14 protein-coding genes are annotated in these 21004 nt (G+C 68.8%); 11 read left to right on the top strand and 3 right to left on the bottom strand.

The features are described from left to right. The first annotated feature begins 138 nt into the window (after positions 1–138). Together femX and G3I77_RS12505 are read left to right on the top strand one after the other, a co-directional pair. Positions 139–1260, top strand: a complete 1122-nt coding sequence (gene femX, locus G3I77_RS12510; RefSeq protein WP_248503133.1) for a peptidoglycan bridge formation glycyltransferase FemA/FemB family protein — start codon at positions 139–141, stop codon at positions 1258–1260. A gap of 82 nt (positions 1261–1342) precedes the next feature. Then, positions 1343–2374 carry an alanine racemase gene (locus tag G3I77_RS12505; protein WP_248503132.1) on the top strand — a complete coding sequence of 344 codons (1032 nt, stop codon included), beginning with the start codon at positions 1343–1345 and terminating at the stop codon, positions 2372–2374. An 89-nt stretch (positions 2375–2463) separates the two neighbouring features. Here G3I77_RS12505 and G3I77_RS12500 read toward each other — a convergent pair whose 3' ends face one another. Beyond that, on the bottom strand, positions 2464–3975 hold the full coding sequence (locus tag G3I77_RS12500; RefSeq protein ID WP_248503457.1) for a glycosyltransferase family 87 protein: 1512 nt from the start codon (positions 3973–3975) through the stop codon (positions 2464–2466). A gap of 125 nt (positions 3976–4100) precedes the next feature. After that, on the bottom strand, positions 4101–6731 hold the full coding sequence (locus G3I77_RS12495) for a transglycosylase domain-containing protein (RefSeq protein WP_248503130.1): 2631 nt from the start codon (positions 6729–6731) through the stop codon (positions 4101–4103). A 402-nt stretch (positions 6732–7133) separates the two neighbouring features. Between G3I77_RS12495 and G3I77_RS12490 the strand changes: the two genes are divergently transcribed. The 4 genes from G3I77_RS12490 to G3I77_RS12475 all read left to right on the top strand — a co-directional run bounded on the left by G3I77_RS12490 (position 7134) and on the right by G3I77_RS12475 (position 10932). Beyond that, positions 7134–7817 carry a PadR family transcriptional regulator gene (locus G3I77_RS12490; protein WP_248503128.1) on the top strand — a complete coding sequence of 228 codons (684 nt, stop codon included), beginning with the start codon at positions 7134–7136 and terminating at the stop codon, positions 7815–7817. Between the two features lie 44 nt (positions 7818–7861). Next, positions 7862–8944 carry an inositol-3-phosphate synthase gene (locus tag G3I77_RS12485; protein WP_248503127.1) on the top strand — a complete coding sequence of 361 codons (1083 nt, stop codon included), beginning with the start codon at positions 7862–7864 and terminating at the stop codon, positions 8942–8944. Between the two features lie 89 nt (positions 8945–9033). Then, positions 9034–10296 (top strand): MFS transporter, encoded by a 1263-nt coding sequence (locus tag G3I77_RS12480; protein WP_248503126.1) that lies wholly within the window; start codon positions 9034–9036, stop codon positions 10294–10296. Positions 10297–10419: 123 nt separating this feature from the next. Beyond that, a complete protein-coding gene (locus G3I77_RS12475) occupies positions 10420–10932 on the top strand; it encodes a hypothetical protein (protein ID WP_248503125.1) in 513 nt (170 codons plus the stop codon). A gap of 91 nt (positions 10933–11023) precedes the next feature. Here G3I77_RS12475 and G3I77_RS12470 read toward each other — a convergent pair whose 3' ends face one another. Beyond that, positions 11024–12469, bottom strand: a complete 1446-nt coding sequence (locus G3I77_RS12470; protein WP_248503124.1) for a CCA tRNA nucleotidyltransferase — start codon at positions 12467–12469, stop codon at positions 11024–11026. Between the two features lie 264 nt (positions 12470–12733). Here G3I77_RS12470 and G3I77_RS12465 point away from each other — a divergent pair, with 264 nt between their 5' ends. The 5 genes from G3I77_RS12465 (at position 12734) to G3I77_RS12445 (ending at position 20982) form a co-directional block, all read left to right on the top strand. Further along, complete coding sequence (locus G3I77_RS12465) at positions 12734–15139, top strand: DUF6049 family protein (RefSeq protein WP_248503123.1); 2406 nt, start codon at positions 12734–12736, stop codon at positions 15137–15139. A 43-nt stretch (positions 15140–15182) separates the two neighbouring features. Beyond that, positions 15183–17471: a murein biosynthesis integral membrane protein MurJ gene (gene murJ, locus G3I77_RS12460; protein ID WP_248503122.1), complete on the top strand. Its 2289-nt coding sequence runs from the start codon at positions 15183–15185 to the stop codon at positions 17469–17471. Positions 17472–17611: 140 nt separating this feature from the next. Beyond that, positions 17612–19309: a protein kinase family protein gene (locus tag G3I77_RS12455; RefSeq protein WP_248503121.1), complete on the top strand. Its 1698-nt coding sequence runs from the start codon at positions 17612–17614 to the stop codon at positions 19307–19309. Between the two features lie 27 nt (positions 19310–19336). After that, complete coding sequence (gene sigM / locus G3I77_RS12450; protein ID WP_248503120.1) at positions 19337–20062, top strand: RNA polymerase sigma factor SigM; 726 nt, start codon at positions 19337–19339, stop codon at positions 20060–20062. Continuing rightward, positions 20059–20982 (top strand): hypothetical protein, encoded by a 924-nt coding sequence (locus G3I77_RS12445; RefSeq protein WP_248503119.1) that lies wholly within the window; start codon positions 20059–20061, stop codon positions 20980–20982. Before sigM ends, G3I77_RS12445 begins: the two co-directional genes overlap by 4 nt. The last annotated feature ends 22 nt before the right edge of the window (positions 20983–21004 follow it).

The following is a 21004-nucleotide window of genomic DNA, read 5'->3' as shown; positions in this document are numbered from 1 at the left end:
GTCACGCCCCGGCCGGCCTCGGGCCGGGGCGAAGGTCCCGTACGCCCAACCGGCGCGCTCCCACGGCGCAGTAGGCTTCGCGCGAGAGCCGGAGCCCCTGAACCCATGGGGACACACCAGCCCGAGGAGCGCCCCGAAATGAGCCTGACCCTGAGGACCATCAGTCGAGAGCAGCATCTGGCCTACATCCAGAGCCTGCCGTCGGCGAGCCACATGCAGGTCCCGGCCTGGGCTGACGTCAAGGCGGAGTGGCGCTCCGAGAACCTCGGCTGGTTCGACGACCGCACGGGCGAGATGGTCGGTGCCGGCCTGGTCCTCTACCGGCAGCTTCCCAAGATCAAGCGCTACCTCGCCTACCTGCCCGAGGGCCCGGTCATCAACTGGTTCGCGCCGAATCTGCAGGACTGGATCGAGCCGATGCTGGCGCACCTGAAGCAGCAGGGCGCCTTCTCCGTGAAGATGGGCCCGCCGGTGATCATCCGGCGCTGGGAGGCCCCCTCCATCAAGCAGGGCATCCAGAACCCGGACGTCAAGCGCCTGCGTGACATCGAGGCCGATCACATCGAGCCGCGCGCCTTCGAGGTGGCCGACAAGCTGCGCCGCATGGGCTGGCAGCAGGGCGAGGACGGCGGCGCCGGCTTCGGCGACGTGCAGCCCCGCTACGTCTACCAGGTGCCGCTGGCGAACCGTTCCCTGGAAGAGGTCCACAAGAACTTCAACCAGCTGTGGCGCCGCAACATCAAGAAGGCCGAGAAGGCGGGCGTCGAGGTCGTCCAGGGCGGCTACCAGGACCTCGAGGAATGGCAGCGGCTGTACGAGATCACGGCCGTGCGCGACCACTTCCGGCCGCGCCCGCTGTCGTACTTCCAGCGCATGTGGACGGCCCTCAACACCGAGGACCCCAACCGCATGCGGCTGTACTTCGCCCGGCACAACGGCGTGAACCTGTCGGCCGCGACGATGCTGATCGTCGGCGGGCACGTCTGGTACTCCTACGGCGCCTCCGACAACATCGGCCGTGAGGTCCGGCCCTCGAACGCGATGCAGTGGCGGATGCTGCGCGATGCCTACGCGCTCGGCGCCACCGTCTACGACCTGCGCGGCATCTCCGACTCGCTGGACGAGACCGACCACCTCTTCGGTCTGATCCAGTTCAAGGTGGGTACCGGCGGCCAGGCGGCCGAGTACCTCGGCGAGTGGGACTTCCCGCTGAACAAGCTGCTGCACAAGGCACTCGACATGTACATGTCGCGTCGCTGATGTCCCGATCAGTGCTTCCATACCTCTGATACACGGCAACCGCCGATACACGGCAACCACGAGAAAGGTTCCAGGTCCGGCCATGGCGCTCACGCTCTACGTCGACACCGCGCGCTGGCGTGCGCACCACAAGCACGTGCAGGAGCAGTTCCCGGGCCTCGTGCCGGTCTGCAAGGGCAACGGCTACGGCTTCGGGCACGAGCGGCTGGCGGAGGAGGCCACCCGTCTGGGCTCGGACGTCCTAGCCGTCGGCACGACGTACGAGGCCGCCCGGATCAAGGACTGGTTCGGCGGGGACCTGCTGGTGCTCACGCCGTACCGGCGCGGCGAGGAGCCGGTGCCGCTGCCGGACCGGGTCATCCGCTCCGTCTCGTCGATAGACGGTGTGTACGGCCTGGTCGGAGCCCGGGTGGTGATCGAGGTGATGTCCTCGATGAAGCGGCACGGCATCAGCGAGCAGGACCTGGCCCAGCTGCACGCCGCCATCGAGAACGTCCGCCTGGAGGGCTTCGCCATCCATCTGCCGCTGGACCGTACCGACGGCTCGGACGCCGTCGAGGAGGTCATCGGCTGGATGGACCGGCTGCGTGCCGCCCGGCTGCCCCTGCACACCATGTTCGTCAGCCACCTCAAGGCCGAGGACCTCGCCCGGCTCCAGCAGCAGTTCCCGCAGACCCGCTTCCGCGCCCGCATCGGCACGAGGCTGTGGCTGGGGGACCACGACGCCACCGAGTACCGCGGCGCGGTCCTGGACGTCACGCGCGTCACCAAGGGCGACCGTTTCGGCTACCGGCAACAGAAGGCGGCCTCCGACGGCTTCCTGGTGGTCGTGGCAGGAGGCACGTCGCACGGAGTGGGCTTGGAGGCCCCCAAGGCGCTGCACGGCGTCATGCCGCGCGCCAAGGGCGTCGCCCGCGCCGGCCTCGCGACGGTGAACCGCAACCTCTCTCCGTTCGTCTGGGGCGGCAAGCAGCGCTGGTTCGCGGAACCGCCGCACATGCAGGTCTCCATCCTGTTCGTGCCGGCGGACGCGCCCGAACCGCAGGTCGGCGAGGAGCTGGTGGCCCATCTGCGGCACACCACCACGCAGTTCGACCGGATCGTGGACCGCTGACCACCGCAGTTCATTCAGCAAGAAGGCCGTACACGGTGTCCCGTGTACGGCCTTCGCGCTTCCTGTAGCCGGCCTCTGATGCCGTTCGCTCAGAGCGAACTGCCCGTGACGCCCCGCTTGCCCCACTCGACCGGCGGTCCCCCGAACTGGACGGCCTCGTGCCGCCGGGGCCGAGCCGCGGGACCGAAGACGAAGACGTCCTCCGCTCCGTCAAGGACACCGCCCGAGGGGTCGTCGTCGCCCGACCGTCGCACCGGATCCCGCTCCGGCATGAAGATGTCGCGCACGACCATCACGCACAGGTAGAGCGTCCCCAGCAGATGCAGGCCGATGGCCCAGTGGTAGCCGTCGGTGGGCAGCCCCTTGTGCGCTTCTCCGCTGGTCGTGTACGCGAGGTACAGCCAGATCCCCAGGAAGTACGCCACCTCGCAGGCCTGCCAGATCAGGAAGTCCCGCCACTTCGGCCGAGCGAGAGCGGCCAGCGGCACCAGCCACAGGACGTACTGCGGCGAGTACACCTTGTTGGTGAGGATGAATGCCGCGACGATCAGGAAGGCGAGCTGGGCGAACCGCGGGCGGCGCGGAGCGGTCAGTGCGAGCGCAGCGACAGCCGCACAGCTCACCAGCATCAGCAGCGTGGCCAGTGTGTTGACCGTGTCGGTGCTGAGCGGATCGTCCGAGTTCTGGGCCATGATCAGCCAGAAGGAGCCGAAGTCGACGCCCCGTTCCTGGCTGAACGTGTAGAACTTCGACCAACCCTCGAACGCGAAGAGCATCACCGGCCCGTTCACGACGACCCAGGCGACGACCGCGCCCCCCAGAGCAGTTCCGAACTCGCGCCACCTGCCCGCGCGCCAGCACAGCACCATGAGCGGCCCGAGGAGCAGGAAGGGATAGAGCTTGGCGGCCGTGGCGAGCCCCAGCAGGACGCCGAACGCGAGGGAGCGGCCACGTGACCACATCAGCATCGCCGCGGCCGTCAGAGCGACCGCGAGCAGGTCCCAGTTGATGGTCGCCGTCAGCGCGGCGGCAGGTGCCAGGGCGACCAGCAGGCCGTCCCAGGGACGCCGGGCGTGGGTGCGGGTCACGCAGACGGCGATGACCGACGCACACACCATGAGCATTCCGGCGTTGACCATCCAGTACCACTGCTCCTGGTACTGGATGGTGCCGCTGCCGGGCGTGAGCCAGGAGGCGACCTCCATGAAGACCCCGGTGAGCACCGGGTACTCCAGGTATTGCATGTCGCCGGGGAGCCTGTCGAAGTAGGGCACGAGCCCGTCGGCGAAGCCGCGCCCCTGGTAGAGGTGCGGGATGTCCGAATAGCACGCGTGCGTGTACTGGGAGCTGGCCCCGAAGAACCAGGCGCCGTTGTAGCAGGGCGCCTTCTGGACCAGGCCGAGGGCGAACATGCCGATCGCCACCAACGCGATCACCCGCACGGGAATCCACCAGGACGACCCGAGCAGTGCACGCCGCCCGAGTGGGCCGCCGATCAGCTCGCTGCCGGCCGCGGCGACCTCGTCCTCCTTGGTCGGCCGCACCGGCTCCCGCTCATGGACGCTCGCTTGCGTCGATTCTGCACTGGCCATGCCGCACATCCTGCCGTACGTGTCCAGCAAGACGCCGAGGGCCGCCGTACCCGAAGGGGACGGCGGCCCTTGTTTCACGTGAAACACTTCTCGCGTTTCACGTGAAACACTCAAGCCGGACGATCTGTCGGCGGCTATCCCTCAGGGCCTCCGAAGATGCCTCCGTTGCCATTGCCTCTAGTGTTGCCGCCGTCCAGGTTCGTATCGGTGGGCGTGGGCTCGGTGGAAGCCCCTCCGTCAGTGCCCCCGTTGCCGGTGCCGCCGTTCTGCGCACCACCGTCCTCCTCACACCCGAAGAATCCGCAGGTGTCGCTCGGCGTGGGCGACGGAAGCGTGGGGCTCTCACTGGGCGTGGCACTCGGCGACTCGGTCACTGTCTCGCTGGGCTCCACGCTGGGGGTCGGGGTCGGCGACGGAGCACCCACCGCGTCCTGGATCTCGCCGATCTTCTCGGCCTCCGGGAAGCCGAGGTCGGGCTTGCCCTTCAGCGCGGCCTTCATGTACTCGGTCCACACCTGGGTGGGAGTGTCACCACCGTGGATGGACTCCTCACCCGCCGTGCCGTTCATGGAGAGCAGCCTGGCGCTCTTGGGATCCTCACGGAACATCGCGACCGAGGTCGACAGCTGCTGGGTGTAGCCGACGAACCAGGCGGACTTGTTCTCGTCGGTGGTACCGGTCTTGCCGGCCGCCGTACGGCCCAGGGCCAGCGCGTTCTTGCCCGTACCGTTCTGGATGACGTTCTCCAGAGTGTCCGTGACGTTGTTGGCCACGTTCTCGGGCATCGCCTGGGTGATCCTCGGCTTGTCGAAGCCCTCGACCTCCTGGCCGTTGGCCTTGACGCTGGTCACCGAGTACGGGGCGGCCTGCTTGCCCGCTGCGGCGAACGTCGCGTAGGCGTCGGCCATGCGGATTGCACTGGGCGTCGACGTACCGAGCGCGAACGACGGGTTGAGCGTGGCGAAGCTGGCGTCCAGGATTCCGGCCTTCTCGGCCACGTCACGCACGTTCCTCATCCCCACGTCCATGCCGAGCTGCACGAACGGGGTGTTGACCGACTGCTCCATCGCCTTACGCAGGGAGATGTAGCCCCAGGGGCGGTCGCTCTCGTTCTCCTGGAAGAACGGGGTGTTGTCCTTCTTCAGGACGTAGGTGCCGTCGTTGTTCCTGACCTTGAGATGGTCGTTGCCGTTGTACTTGCTCTGCGGCGAGAGAGGACCGTCGCTCCGGTAGGTGCCGTGCTCCATCGCGGCGGCGAGCACGAACGGCTTCCACGTCGACCCGACGGGGACACCCGAGGTGTCCGCGTTGTTGTTGAAGTGGCCGTTCTCGTAACCCGCACCGCCGTAGAGCGCGACGATCGCGCCGTCCTTGGGCTTCACCGACGCCGCACCGAACTGAACGTGCTTGTCCAGCTCGCGGTTCTTCGGGTCGAGCTTCTCCTTCTCGACCTTCTTGACGGCCTTCGCCAGCGCCTCGACCTTGCTCTTCTCGAAGGTCGTCTTGATCTGGTAGCCGCCCAGGTCGAACTGCTTCTCGGAGATGTTGGAGTGGTTCAGGACGTACTTCTTGGCCGTGTCCACCAGGTACCCGATCTGGCCGGTCATGCCCTTGGACGCCTTGCGGTCCTGGGGCATGGGGTACTTCTTGATCGCTTCCTGGTACTCCGCGTCCGTGATCCTCTTGTCGTTGTGCATCTGCTCGAGGATCCAGCCCCAACGGTCCTTGGACCGCTTGAGGTTCTTGTCCTTGGTCGCCCCGGCGATGCTGTCGTTGCCCGCGGGGTCGTAGTACGTCGGCCCCTTGAGCAGAGCGGCGAGGAAGGCGCACTCACTCGGCGTGAGGTCCTTCGCTTCCTTGCCGTAGTAGGCCTGGGCGGCGGCCTGGATGCCGTAGGCGCCTCGGCCGTAGTACGAGGTGTTCAGGTAGCCCTGAAGGATCACCGGCTTGTCGACCTTCGTGCCCACCTTGATGGAGATGAACATCTCCTTGAACTTGCGGGTGACCGTCTGTTCCTGGCTCAGGTAGGTGTTCTTGACGAACTGCTGGGTGATCGTCGAACCGCCCTGCGTGTCACCGCCCCGGGCCATGTTCGCCAGAGCCCGGGCGATACCCATGGGGTCGACACCGGAGTCCTGATAGAAACTCTTGTTCTCGGCCGAGATCACGGCCCACTGCATGGCCTTCGGGATCCGGTCGATCGTGACGTTCTGCCGGTTCTGACCACTGCCCGCCGCGACCATCTGGGTGCCGTCGGCCCAGAGGTAGACGTTGTTCTGCGACAGAGCGGCCGCGTTCTCCTCATTGGGGACGCCCACCATGGCGTAGCCGATGCCCGCCACGGCCACCAGACTGCCGAAGAAGCCGATGCACAGGCCGGAGACGAGCTTCCAGGAGGGCAGCCAGCGCTGCCAGCCGTACTTTCCGGCCCGCGGGTAGTCAATCAGCCGCTTCCCGTCGGGGACGGCGGCCACGCGCCCTCTTCCAGCAGGGGCGGCGCGCCGGCCCCCACGGGGCGGTTCGGCCGCTCTGCGGCGGCCGCCACCCGTACTTCTCTGCGCCGCACGGCGGGCCTCGGCACGGCCGCCGTACTGACGCTCCTCACCCCCTGAGTCGTAGGCGTCCGACCCATAGGAGTCGGACGGAGACCCGGTGGCGCCTCGCGGTGCCGCTCGGCGGCCGGGGGACGAACCGGACTGGCCGCGTCGGGCCGCGGCACGTCCGCCTCCCTGCGGCTGCGGCGGTTTGCGACGGTGCTCGCTCATCGAACGACTACTCCTCGGGCAGGCGCACCCCTGCGCGCCTGGAAACGGCGGCTGGTTTCCGGTCCCCCCGAAGTACGGATGCGGTCGGCTCCGCATTCATCGGTCCCGCATGCACCCGTACTACACCGAAGACGACGACGCTCTCAGGCGTCACTTGGTTCCCGGTGATGTGCATGGCGCACAGACTACGCACCGCCAAAACCTGCCGAGCCCCGAAGTTCACCTCAAATCAGGCAACTCGCGTCGGACGAATCGGTGATGTGATCCCGTTCACCCGACCCCCTCTTGTCGCATCCGGAAGGCCGTTCTATCGTCGTGATGTATCGAGTCGATACATCAGCTCGACACATCGGCCCGACACATCGGACTGATACATACGCACCGCGGCGAGAGGAGGCGACGATGAGCCGGCGTTCCGGGATCCTCGAGTTCGCCGTACTCGGCCTGCTCCGCGAATCTCCGATGCACGGCTATGAGCTGCGCAAACGGCTCAACACATCACTGGGTGTGTTCCGTGCGTTCAGCTACGGGACGCTCTACCCCTGCCTCAAGACGCTGGTCGCCAACGGCTGGCTGATCGAGGAACCTGGGAACACCCCCGAGGACGCCCTCGCCGCCCCCCTCTCGGGGCGCCGCGCCAAGATCGTCTATCGGTTGACGGCGGAGGGTAAGGAGCACTTCGAGCAGCTGCTCTCGCAGACCGGGCCGGACGCGTACGAGGACGAAACCTTCGCAGCCCGTTTCGCCTTCTTCGGGCAAACCTCACGCGATGTCCGCATGCGCGTGCTGGAGGGCCGCCGCAGCCGGCTGGAGGAGCGGCTGGAGAAGATGAGCGCTTCCCTGGCCCGGACCCGGGAGCGCCTCGACGACTACACGCTCGAGCTCCAGCGCCACGGGATGGAGTCCGTGGAGCGCGAGGTGCGCTGGCTGAACGAGCTGATCGAGAGCGAGCGGGCGGGGCGGGACCTCAAGGGTCCGGCCACCGGGGAGCCCGCCTCGCGTGACACCACATCTGGAGCGTCGGGCGGCCTGCCCCGGCCGGGGGGCGACCCCCGTCCGGATACGCCCGACGACACCGCCACGTGAGAGCCCACTCAGGGCCTCACTCGTACACACAGGGAGCAACCGGAATGGGTTCGGTTCGCGTAGCCATCGTCGGTGTGGGCAACTGCGCCGCATCGCTGGTGCAGGGAGTCGAGTACTACAAGGACGCCGACCCGGCGTCCAGGGTGCCGGGCCTGATGCACGTCCAGTTCGGCGACTACCACGTCAGCGACGTCGAGTTCGTCGCCGCGTTCGACGTGGACGCCAAGAAGGTCGGTCTCGACCTGGCGGACGCCATCGGCGCCTCCGAGAACAACACCGTCAAGATCTGCGACGTACCCAGCACCGGTGTGACGGTGCAGCGCGGCCACACCCTCGACGGCCTCGGCAAGTACTACCGCGAGACCATCGAGGAGTCCGCCGAGGAGCCGGCCGACGTCGTCCAGGTCCTCAAGGACCGGCAGGTCGACGTCCTCGTCTGCTACCTGCCCGTCGGCTCCGAGGACGCGGCGAAGTTCTACGCGCAGTGCGCCATCGACGCGAAGGTCGCCTTCGTCAACGCCCTTCCGGTCTTCATCGCCGGCACCAAGGAGTGGGCGGACAAGTTCACCGAGGCGGGCGTCCCGATCGTCGGCGACGACATCAAGTCCCAGGTGGGCGCCACCATCACGCACCGTGTGATGGCCAAGCTGTTCGAGGACCGGGGCGTCATCCTGGACCGCACGATGCAGCTGAACGTCGGCGGCAACATGGACTTCAAGAACATGCTCGAGCGCGACCGCCTCGAGTCGAAGAAGATCTCCAAGACGCAGGCCGTCACCTCCCAGATCCGCGACCGCGAACTGGGCGAGGGCAACGTCCACATCGGCCCGTCCGACTACGTCGCCTGGCTGGACGACCGCAAGTGGGCCTACGTCCGCCTGGAGGGCCGCGCCTTCGGTGACGTCCCGCTGAACCTCGAGTACAAGCTCGAGGTCTGGGACTCCCCGAACTCCGCCGGCGTCATCATCGACGCCCTGCGCGCCGCGAAGATCGCCAAGGACCGCGGCATCGGCGGCCCGATCCTCTCCGCGTCGAGCTACTTCATGAAGTCCCCGCCCGTGCAGTACTTCGACGACGAGGCCCGCGAGAACGTCGAGAAGTTCATCAAGGGTGAGGTCGAGCGCTGACGCGCCGCAACCAGTCGCTCCTGCCAGGGCTGTGAGGGTCCCCGGGTCGTACGACCCGGGGACCCTCCCCGTATGTGAGGGTGGGCCCCATGGCCGTCGTCCGTGACCTGCGCGTCCTGTTGCGCTTCCAGGGCTTCCGGCGCCTGCTCGCCGTACGTCTGCTGTCCCAGGGTGCCGACGGCGTCTACCAGGTCGCGCTCGCTGCTTACGTGGTCTTCTCTCCGGAGAAGCAGACCTCGGCGGCCGCGGTCGCCTCCGCGATGGCGGTGCTGCTGCTCCCGTACTCCCTCGTCGGCCCCTTCGCCGGTGTCCTCCTGGACCGCTGGCGGCGCCGCCAGGTCCTGCTGTTCGGCAGCCTGTTGCGCGCCCTGCTGGCCTCCGTGACAGCCCTGCTGATCCTCAGTCCGGCTCCGGACTGGCTCTTCTACGTCTCGGCTCTGTGCGTCACCGCGGTCAACCGCTTCGTCCTGTCAGGCCTGTCCGCCTCCCTGCCGCGTGTGGTCGACGCCGATCGCCTGGTCATCGCCAACTCCCTCTCTCCGACTGCCGGAACACTGGCGGCGACCGCGGGGGGCGGTCTCGCCTTCGTCGTGCGCCTGGTGGTGGCCGACTCGGACGCCGCGGTGGTGCTCGTGGGAGCCGGGCTCTATCTGTGCGCCGCCCTGGCGTCGCTGAGCATGGCGCGCGAACTCCTCGGCCCTGACCGGCCCTTGGCGCGCGATCGGGTCGGAGCGGCTCTCACAGGCACCGCCCGCGACCTGGCGGCAGGCGTACGTCACCTGGCCGCGCCGCAGCGCCGGGAGGCCGCCTGGGCGCTCGTGGCGATGTCGCTGATGCGGTTCTGCTACGGCGCCCTGCTGGTCATGCTGCTGATGCTGTGCCGGTACGCGCTCACCTCGACCACGGACGACGGACTCGCCCTGCTCGGCCTGGCGTTGGGCTTCTCCGGGGCCGGGTTCTTCGCGGCGGCCGTGGTGACGCCCTGGACTGCGGGGCGGCTCGGTCCGGGCCGCTGGATCGTCGTGTGCGCGGGGGCCGCGGCGCTGCTGGAACCCGCTCTCGGACTGCCGTTCGCCACCGCCCCCCTGCTGGCCGCGGCCTTCGTCCTGGGACTGACCACCCAGGGCGCGAAGATCGCCACGGACACCATCGTCCAGTCCTCCGTCGAGGACGGCTTCCGTGGCCGGATCTTCTCCGTTTACGACGTCCTCTTCAACGTTTCCTTCGTCGGCGCGGCCGCTGTGGCCGCCCTGATGCTGCCGCCGGACGGCCGGTCCGTGCCGCTGGTGATCACGATCGCCGTTATCTACGTGTCAGTAGCTGTGACTATGGCCCGGTTTGGCCGCCAGTAAGTGTCACATCAATGACACAGAGCCACTTCTGACTACTGCGTTGTCAGCGGGGACCGCTACCTTACGTGGGTCTTATCTCGCGACATGTTCGCGTCACTCACCATGTTCTAGGGGGACCCCTAAGTGACTACTCCGCCGCCCCAGGGCAATCCGTTCGCACAGGGCCAGCCCGCGGCTGCACCCCAGGCTCCGTTCCCGCCTCAGGGCGGTTACCCCCAACAGCCCGGGCAGCCCGGCTTCCCGCCCCAGGGCGCGGCTCCGTACGCTCCGGTCCCCCCGCAGCCGTCCGGCCGCAAGCTCAGCTTCAAGACGATCAAGAACATCGTCATCGTCATCGCCGTGGCGACCATAGCCATCGTCGGCTACGTGACCAGCCGGGACGACGCCAACACGGCTGCCGTCGGCGACTGCATGCACCGCGGCAGCACCAGCGACAACAACCCGGACCTCGAGGTCGTGAAGTGCGACGACGCGAAGGCCCAGTTCAAGGTGCTGGCCAAGGTCGAGGGCTCGTACCTGACGCAGACGCTGGCTTCCAGCAAGTGCGAGGCCGCGGCCAAGGACTTCCAGTACACGTACACCGAGAGCGGTGACGGCAAGGACTTCCTGCTCTGCCTGAAGGACTACAAGAAGTAGGCAGACACGACGAGGGGCGGTGTTTCACGTGAAACACCGCCCCTCGGTCTGTCTCCAGCAGGGTCATGTTTCACGTGAAACATGACCCGCCTCAGCCTTCCTGCCCGGCCCACCACTCCTTGAGCGCGGCCACCGCGACGTCATGCTCCATCGGTCCGTTCTCCAAGCGCAGCTCCAGCATGTGCTGATACGCACGGCCGATGACCGGGCCGGGACCCACGCCGAGGATCTCCATGATCTGGTTGCCGTCGAGGTCCGGACGGATCGAGTCCAGCTCCTCCTGCTCCTGCAGCTTGGCGATCCGCTCCTCCAGCCCGTCGTACGCACGCGACAGAGCCGCCGCCTTGCGCTTGTTACGGGTCGTGCAGTCCGAGCGGGTCAGCTTGTGGAGGCGGTCGAGGAGCGGGCCGGCGTCACGGACGTAACGGCGGACCGCCGAGTCCGTCCACTCACCGGTGCCGTAGCCGTGGAAGCGCAGATGGAGTTCGACCAGACGGGAGACGTCCTTCACCAGCTCGTTGGAGTACTTCAGAGCCGTCATGCGCTTCTTGGTCATCTTGGCCCCGACCACCTCGTGATGGTGGAACGAGACCCGGCCGTCCTTCTCGAAGCGGCGCGTGCGCGGCTTGCCGATGTCGTGCAGCAGGGCGGCCAGGCGGAGGGTGAGGTCGGGGCCGTCCTCCTCCAGCGCCATCGCCTGCTCCAGGACGATCAGCGAGTGGTCGTAGACGTCCTTGTGGCGGTGGTGCTCGTCACGCTCCAGGCGCAGAGCCGGCAGCTCGGGCACCACGCGTTCGGCGAGGCCCGTCTCGACAAGCAGCATCAGCCCCTTGCGCGGCTGCGGGGAGAGGATCAGCTTGTTCAGCTCGTCCCGCACCCGCTCGGCCGAGACGATCTCGATGCGTCCGGCCATCTCCGTCATCGCCGTGACGACCTCGGGGGCGACCTCGAAGTCGAGCTGAGCCGCGAAGCGCGCGGCCCTCATCATCCGCAGCGGGTCGTCCGAGAACGACTCCTCCGGGGTGCCGGGAGTGCGCAGCACACGTGCCGCTAGGTCCTCGAGCCCGCCGTGCGGATCGACGAACTCCTTCTCCGGCAGCGCCACCGCCATCGCGTTCACCGTGAAGTCACGGCGGACGAGATCCTCCTCGATGGAGTCCCCGTACGACACCTCGGGCTTGCGCGACGTGCGGTCGTAGGCCTCCGAGCGGTAGGTGGTCACCTCGATCTGGTAGCCGCCCTTGTGGGCGCCCACCGTGCCGAAGGCGATCCCGACCTCCCAGACGGCGTCCGCCCACGGGCGCACGATCTTGAGGACGTCCTGGGGACGGGCGTCAGTCGTGAAGTCCAGGTCATTACCGAGCCGGCCCAGCAGCGCGTCCCGTACCGAGCCACCGACGAGGGCGAGTGAGAACCCTGCCTCCTGAAAGCGACGGGCGAGGTCATCGGCGACAGGAGCGACCCGCAGCAGTTCACTCACCGCGCGGTGCTGCACCTGGCTCAGGGCACTGGACATTTCTTCGTTGGCATTCGGCACAACAGAAGAGGGTACGTGGCCCGGGCCACCGAAAGCTCCTCCTATTCCGCGCGCAGAAGCATGGGGACACGTCCGTTATACGGGCACAAGCCCCAGCTCTTGAGCCGTAAAGAACCGCTCACTTCCATAGGCTCACATACCGGACAGCACGGAGTCGGCCCGCGATCTTGTGGAGCGGACCGCGGCACTTCCCCTCAGCGCGCATCGTTACCATGCGTGGACGCACATTCCGACGACCACTGACGACGAGGGACGGACGAGCGCGTGGCCGAGGCGGCAGACTTCCAGGGGACCAGTGCCTCACCTGCCCGCCGCTGGCTGCGGCGCACCGGGGCACTGCTCGCCGGTGCGCCCCTGCTGGCCGGACTCCTCCAGTTGCCCGCCGCGACACCGGCGGACGCAGCCGGGCAGGAGTCCCCGCAGGCTGCCTCCAGCGCGGGCTCGGTGTCGGTCGCGGTCGACTCCCTCAGCCCCAGCACCCCCTCCGAGGGGGACACGGTGACCGTGTCGGGCACGGTCACCAACAACGGCAAGCAGACGGTCACCGGCGCCCACGTAGATCTGCAGGTGGGGCCCCCTCTCGAGACCCGCTCGGCGATCGACACCCTCGCCAGGAAGAGCGACGACCTCCAGGGGCCCTCCGGCGAAAAGGTCGGTGGCAAGTACACCGAGAAGTTCTCCGCGCTCACCCCCGGTGTGGCCGAGCCCTTCAGCATCTCCGTACCGGCCGACGAGCTGGATCTCGGCCGCGACGGCGTCTACCAGCTGGCCGTCGCGCTCTCCGGGGAGACCGCGGCGCAGCCCTGGGACCAGGTTCTCGGCATCCAGCGCACGTTCCTGCCGTGGCAGCCGGAAGAGGCCGACACCAGGACGAAGACCACGTTCCTGTGGCCGCTCGTCTCCAGCGCCCATATGGCGGCCGAGACAGGGTCGAACGAGCAGCAGACGCCGGTCTTCCGCGACGACGAGCTCGCCGACGAGATCGCCCCGGGCGGACGCCTCGACCAGATGGTGTCGCTGGGCAAGGGCCTCGACGTCACGTGGGTGATCGACCCGGACCTGTTGGCGTCCGTCGACGCGATGACCGGGAGCTACCAGGTCCGTGCCGCAGACGGCACCACCACTCCCGGCAGGAACCAGGAGGTCGCCAAGCACTGGCTGGCCGAGCTCCAGCAGGCGGTCACGGGCGAAGAGGTCGCCACCCTGCCGTTCGGCGACCCGGACCTGGCCTCCCTCGCCCACAACGGCACGAACGTCACCGGCTCGCTGAACCACCTCAAGGAGGCCACCGACGTGGCCGACAAGACGGTGGAGACGATCCTCCACGTGAAACCGTCCACGGACTTCGCCTGGCCGGTGAACGGCGCCGTCGACCCGTCGATCGTGAAGGTCGCCACATCCGCGGGCGCCGACAAGGTGATCACCCGCAGCGACAGCCTCCAGGACAACCTGTCGTACACGCCCTCCGCTGCCCGTCCCATCGGCGGCGGCACCACGGCCGTCGTCGCGGACTCCCGGATGTCCACAGCGTTCCAGGGCGACCTGACGAAGGCCTCCGCCTCTACGCTCGCCGTGCAGCGTTTCCTGGCCCAGAGCCTGACGCTCGGCCTGCAGACCGGCAAGCAGCGCAGCGTCCTCGTCGCCCCGCAGCGCATGCCCTCCGTGAGCCAGGCACAGGCCATGGCCGAGGCCCTGGGGGCCCTCCAGGGCGGGAACTGGTCCGAGTCGCAGGACCTCACGGCCGCCGCCAAGGCCAAGCCGGACCCGGCTGCCAACACGAAGGTGCCGTCTGCCGCCGCGTACCCCTCCTCGCTGCGCAAGCAGGAGCTGCCGCGGGCCGCCTTCGAGCAGATCGCCAGGACCCAGGGCAAGCTCGACCGGTTCAAGGTGATCCTCACCCGCCAGTCCCGGGTGGTGACCCCGTTCGGGCGGGCCATGAACCGTGAGATGTCCACGTCGTGGCGCGGCCGGGGCGTCGCGGCGGTGGGCTACCGCGATGGCATGGAGTCGTACCTCAACGGGCTCATCGACGGGGTCAAGCTGATCCAGAAGTCGGAGACCAAGCTCTCCGGCCGCAGCGCCACGATCCCCGTGACGGTCCAGAACAACCTGGTCCAAGGCGTCGAGCACCTAAAGCTGCGGCTCACGTCGAAGAACCCCACGCGACTCAAGATCGGCGGAGACGCCTACGAGGAGCAGCCCGTCACCGTCAACGGCGGCCACGCCCAGTCGGTGAAGTTCACCACGTCGGCCAACGCCAACGGCCGGGCGGAAGTCGTCGCCCAGCTGTACACGGAGGACGGCCAGAAGTACGGCGCCCCGGTCACGTTCGACGTGAAGGTCACCGAGGTCACGCCCACGGTGATGCTGGTCATCGGCGGTGGCGTCCTGCTCCTGGTCCTCGCGGGCTTCCGGATGTACACCCAGCGCAAGCGCGCCGCCGCCCGTGAGGCCCACGAGGACGACACCGCCGAAGCGGACGACGAGGTCGACGGCCCGCAGAGCCGGGCCGACGCTCCGCAGAACCCAAAGGCCTCCGACGCACGTCTCAAGGAGGAGTCCGAGGCCGGCTCACGGGCAGACGCCCCCGAGCAGCCGAGTGACCCGGCCCCGGACACCGCAGCGGAAAGCGCCGACCCGTCCGGCACGGGTGAGAGAGTGGACCGTTGAGAAGTCGTGGCCGGTGGGCCCGGGACGATGAGGTGGGGTAAGCATGAACGCGCCGTACGACGGTGACCGCGGCCGTGCCGCGGGCAGCTCGGGCTACCCCGATGCGGGCGGGCCCGAGGGTTCACCGCCCGAGCACGGCCAGGTGCCGCCGCAGCCGCCCGCGGACATCTACCTCCAGGATGCCTACGGCCAGGACCCCTACCGGGCACAGGACCTCTCCGCCCAGGACCCGGTCGGCGAGGCGCTCTACGACCGCGCCGCGCACCCGCCGCCCGCTCCCGGCACGTACCAGCAGCAGCTCTACGGCCAGCCTCCGCAGTCGCCGTACGCGCCCGACCCCCAGGTGTGGGCGCAGACGCCGGCGCCGGAGCCGGAGGGCCCGACGCGGCATCTGCCGTACGGCGACGACCCCCGCACCACCCAGTTCGTGGGGGTGGACGACCTCGTCTCCCAGGCGGGCGAGCCGCGCCAGGAGCCGGACGCGTTCGCGCATCTCTTCCGGGACCAGCAGCAGAGCAGCGGTCACCCGTCGTACGAGTCGCCGTCGGTCCCCGGCCCGTCCCCGGCGCCGGGGCAGCTGGCACAAGGCCCGTACGCACCACAGGGTCAGTACGCGGAGCCCGCACAGACCACGGCGTCGCCGTCCCTCCTGGACGAGACTCCGGCTCCTGAGCCCGCTGCTTCATCCGCCCCGAAGAAGGCCGGCCGCGCCGCGGGCCTGATGAAGTCCAGCGCCGTGATGGCGGCGGGCACGATGGTCTCCCGCCTCACCGGCTTCATCCGCTCCGCGCTGATCGTGTCGGCTCTGGGCGTCGGCCTCCTCGGTGACACCTTCCAGGTCGCCTACCAGCTGCCGACGATGATCTACATCCTCACCGTCGGCGGTGGTCTCAACTCCGTCTTCGTGCCGCAGCTCGTGCGCGCCATGAAGGACGACGACGACGGCGGCGAGGCGTACGCCAACCGCTTGCTCACCCTGGTCATCGTGACGCTCGGCACACTCACCGCGCTCTCGGTCCTCGGCGCGCCGCTCCTGATCCGTGCGCTGTCCGACCCGGTCGCCAGCGACCCGGCGGCGAACCAGGTCGCCGTCACCTTCGCCCAGTACTTCCTGCCCACGATCTTCTTCATGGGCGTCCACGTGGTGATGGGCCAGATCCTCAACGCCCGCGGCAAGTTCGGCGCGATGATGTGGACCCCGGTCCTGAACAACATCGTCATCATCGTGACGCTGGGCATGTTCATCTACGTCTACGGCACCGCGGCCGACTCCGGGATGAAGGCCGCGAACATCCCGCCGGAGGGCCAGCGCCTGCTCGGCATCGGTGTCCTGCTCGGTCTCGTGGTGCAGGCGCTCGCGATGATCCCCTACCTGCGCGAGACCGGCTTCCGCCTGCGGCTGCGCTTCGACTGGAAGGGCCAGGGCCTCGGCAAGGCCGTCACGCTGGCCAAGTGGACGGTCCTGTTCGTCCTCGCCAACCAGGCGGGCGCCATGATCGTCATCCAGCTGTCCACCGCGGCGGGCAAGGCCGCGCCGGTCGACGGCACCGGCTTCGCCGCCTACGCCAACGCACAGCTGATCTGGGGGCTGCCACAGGCCATCATCACGGTCTCCCTCATGGCCGCCCTGCTGCCGCGCCTGTCGCGTTCGGCGGCCGAGGGCGACGGGGGCGCCGTCCGCGACGACATCTCCCAGGGCCTGCGCACCACGGCGGTCGCGATCGTGCCGATCGCGTTCGGATTCCTCTCCCTCGGCATCCCGATGTGCACGCTGATGTTCGGCTCCTCGGGCACCAGCGAGGCCACCAACATGGGCTTCATGCTGATGGCGTTCGGTCTCGGTCTGATCCCGTACTCCGTGCAGTACGTGGTCCTGCGTGCCTTCTACGCCTACGAGGACACCCGAACTCCCTTCTACAACACGGTCATCGTGGCCGCGGTCAACGCCGGCGCCTCGGCGATCTGCTACTTCGTCATCCCGTCGCGCTGGGCCGTGGTCGGCATGGCCGCCTCGTACGGCCTGGCCTACGCGATCGGCGTCGGCGTCGCCTGGCGCCGGCTGCGCAAGCGGCTCGGCGGAGACCTCGACGGCGCCCGTGTCCTGCGGACTTACGCACGGCTGTGCATCGCGTCGATCCCGGCGGCCCTGCTCAGCGGCGCGGCCTGCTACGGCATCGGCCATTCGCTCGGCCAGGGCCCCGCGGGCTCGCTCGCCGCGGTCCTGGCGGGCGGCGCCGTGCTGCTCGGGATCTTCTTCGTCGCCGCCCGCCGCATGCGCATCGAGGAACTCAACTCGCTGGTCGGCATGGTCCGCGGACGCCTGGGACGCTGAGTCGGGGGGTAGTCGCACAACCATCGTCAGCCACCGCGTGTCGTGCATAGCGGCGGACTGTGGGCACAATTGGTTTCGGCGTCGGACGGCGCGCACTGGATGCCGTCCGAGGCGTAATGGATGGGGAGGCAGGAACGACGGTGGCGGAACGGAGTACGGCTGCCGTCGACGTGGCAGACAACAGCGACGAGACGTCGCTGACCGCACAGGCGGACCAGTCCACGGCCGACGGGGTGGCCAAGAACCGGGAGCGGGACACGGACAGCGACGAGGTACAGGAGAGCACCCGGACCGACGGTGCCGGAGCGACCTCGCCGCCCGAACTGCACAGTGGTCACAAGCTCGCCAGACGCTACCGCCTCGAGGAGTGCGTCACCCGTCTGGACGGTTTCAGCAGTTGGCGTGCCGTGGACGAGAAGCTCCGCCGTGCCGTCGGCGTGCACATCCTGCCCGCCGACCACTCACGGGCCCGCTCCGTCCTGGCGGCCGCCCGCTCCTCCGCCCTCCTGGGTGACCCGCGCTTTGTCCAGGTGCTGGACGCGGTGGAGGAGAACGACGTCGTCTACGTCGTCCACGAGTGGCTTCCCGACGCGACGGAACTGACCACGCTCCTCGCCTCCGGGCCCCTGGAGCCCTACGACGCCTACCAGATGGTCAGTCAGGTCTCCTCCGCCATGGCCGCCGCCCATCGCGAGGGTCTCGCCCATCTGCGGCTGAACCCCAACGCCGTGCTGCGCGCCTCGACCGGCCAGTGGCGCATCCGCGGCCTCGCCGTGAACGCCGCCCTGCGCGGTGTCGCGTCCGACACCCCGCAGCGCACCGACACCGAGTCCATCGGAGCCCTGCTGTACGCGGCGCTCACGCAGCGCTGGCCGTACGAGAGCGACGCCTACGGCCTGTCGGGCCTGCCGAAGGACATCGGTCTGATCGCGCCCGACCAGGTGCGGGCCGGTGTGCACCGCGGTCTGTCCGAGCTCTCCATGCGCGCGCTCGCCAACGACGGTGCCACCGCCTCCCGGCACGAGTCGCCGTGCACCACGCCGGAGGAGCTGGTGAAGGCGATCGGCGAGATGCCCCGCATCCGCCCGCCGGAGCCGGCGTTCACCGCCCCGCCCGAGTACCAGCGCACGACGTACCAACAGGGCACGTACGGCCGTCAGTCCCCGCGTCCCGGCGTCACCCAGCCGGTCCCGACCCCGCCGCCCCCGCTCCAGAGCCGCACGGGCAAGGCACTGAAGTGGGCCGTCTCCGCGCTCCTGATCGCCGCGCTGGGCCTCGGCAGCTGGCAGCTGGCGGACGCGCTGATGGACCAGGGCGGCAAGAGCGAGGACCCGGGACAGACGCAGACGAACGACGGGAACGACAAGAGCCCGAAGAAGCCTGCATCCGGCAAGCCCATCGCCATCAGCGGTGCCCGCGACTTCGATCCCCTCGGGGATCAAACAGAGAAGCCGTCAGACATAGGGAAGGTCTACGACAACAGCACGGCCACCTATTGGCAAACAGACTTTTACCTGAGCACGGACTTCGGCCGTCTGAAGTCGGGCGTCGGCATCATCCTCGACCTCGGTAAGACCCAGAACGTCGGGAAGGTGACCGTCACGTTCGAGGGGGACACCTCCGTCGAGCTCCGCAGCGCAAGCGCGCAGGCGGGCTCGGAGCCGACGTCCCTCGACGCCTACTCCACGGTGGCAGAAGGTTCAGGGACGACCGTCCAGCTCAAGCCCGGCAAGTCGCTCAAGAGCCGGTACCTCCTGGTGTGGCTGACGAAGCTGCCGTTGCAGCCCGACGAAGGCAAGTGGCGCGGCAGGGTGGCGGACATCAAGGTGACCAGCTGACGGCATCTGCCTCGAGGAAGGAGGCCGATGGCAGACGGCACCGGATATGACGGAGTGAGCGATCAGGATCTGCTCGCCCGCCATGTCGAAGGCGCCCCCGACGCCTTCGGTGAGATCGTGCGGCGGCATCGCGACCGGCTCTGGGCCGTCGCCCTGCGGACGCTCGGCGACCGCGAGGAGGCCGCTGACGCCGTGCAGGACGCCCTCGTGTCCGCCTACCGGGCCGCCCACACCTTCCGGGGCCAGTCGGCCGTCACAACGTGGCTGCACAGGATCACGGTGAACGCCTGCCTGGACCGCGCCCGCAAGGCGGCCTCCCGGAAGACCTCTCCCGTCGACGACACCGAGCGCCTGGAACAGCTGCTGGAGCCGCACGAGTCGGCCTCGGCCCCCGCCGAGCGCAACGATCTCCACCGGCAGCTCATCGAAGCCCTGGGAACCCTGCCGGCCGACCAGCGTGCCGCGCTCGTCCTGGTGGACATGCAGGGCTACCCGGTCGCGGAGGCCGCCCGCATTCTCGACGTGCCGACCGGCACGGTGAAGAGCAGATGTGCGCGCGGACGAGCCAGACTCCTGCCGCTGCTCACCCACCTACGGCCGGACAGCAGCGGTGAGGGCAAGAACCCCGGCGGAGAACGGAACCGGACGCAGAGGCCAGCCGTCCCACCCGCAGCGGGACCGCACCGAGCGGGACCCCCGGACACAGGACCGAGCGACTCAGCTGCAGTGAAGGGCGGAGGTGGACGAGCGTGACGTCGACGACAGACATGGCCGGGCACCCGGACGTCGCGGAGATCTCCGACCTCGCCGAGGGACTCCTCCCACCGGCCCGAACCACCGACCTGCGCCGACATCTGGACGAGTGCGGGCTCTGCGCGGACGTGTATGCCTCCCTGGAGGAGATCCGCGGGCTGCTCGGCACGCTGCCGGGTCCGCCGCGCATGCCCGCCGATGTCGCGGGCCGCATCGATGCCGCTCTCGCCGCCGAGGCCTTGCTGAACGCCACCGGCCCGGAGGCCGCAGAGAGCCCGGAGCCGGTGAGTGCTCCCCGTTCCACTTCCGAGGACGACAGCGGTGCGCATGTTTCACGTGAAACATCGACGCCCGCCGACCGGCCCGTCGGCCGCCCCCGCTCCTCCACCACCGGCCCGGGCCGCAAGGGCCGCACGCGCATCGGACGCCGCAGGATCGCCGTTCTGGGGGCCGTCTTCACCGTGGCCGCCCTGGGGCTGGGCTCCGTCCTGCTCTCGTCGCTCGGCGACAACACGCCGCCCCATGACACCGCGGGCGAACGGCAGACCACCGCCACGGACACCTTCTCCGAGGGGAAGCTGCAGAAGCAGGTCACCGGTCTCCTGGCCGAGAACAAGACCAAGGGCGGCGACTCCCGCACCCCCTTCGGCGCGGCGACGGCCCCCGGCACCAACCAGCCCAAGGTCTTCAGGGAAGCCGTGGTGCCCGGCTGCGTCCGCGACGGCATCGGACGCGACGATGCGGCCCTTGCCACCGAGAACGGCACCTATCAAGGGAAGAAGGCCATGCTCGTGCTGCTTCCCGACGCTTCCGACGCCACTCGGGTCACCGCCTACATCGTCGACGCCACCTGTGTGGATCACGCGGCGTCCACCGCCGCCGGCGAGGTGCTCCTGGAGCGCACCTACCCGTCCACCTGAGCGAGCGCTCCGCCTTCGCCCC

The sequence above is a fragment of the Streptomyces sp. D2-8 genome, from assembly GCF_023184515.1.
Taxonomy (GTDB): domain Bacteria; phylum Actinomycetota; class Actinomycetes; order Streptomycetales; family Streptomycetaceae; genus Streptomyces.
The sequence above is the reverse complement of the archived record's forward strand: the minus strand, read 5'-3'. Positions and strand labels throughout refer to the sequence as shown.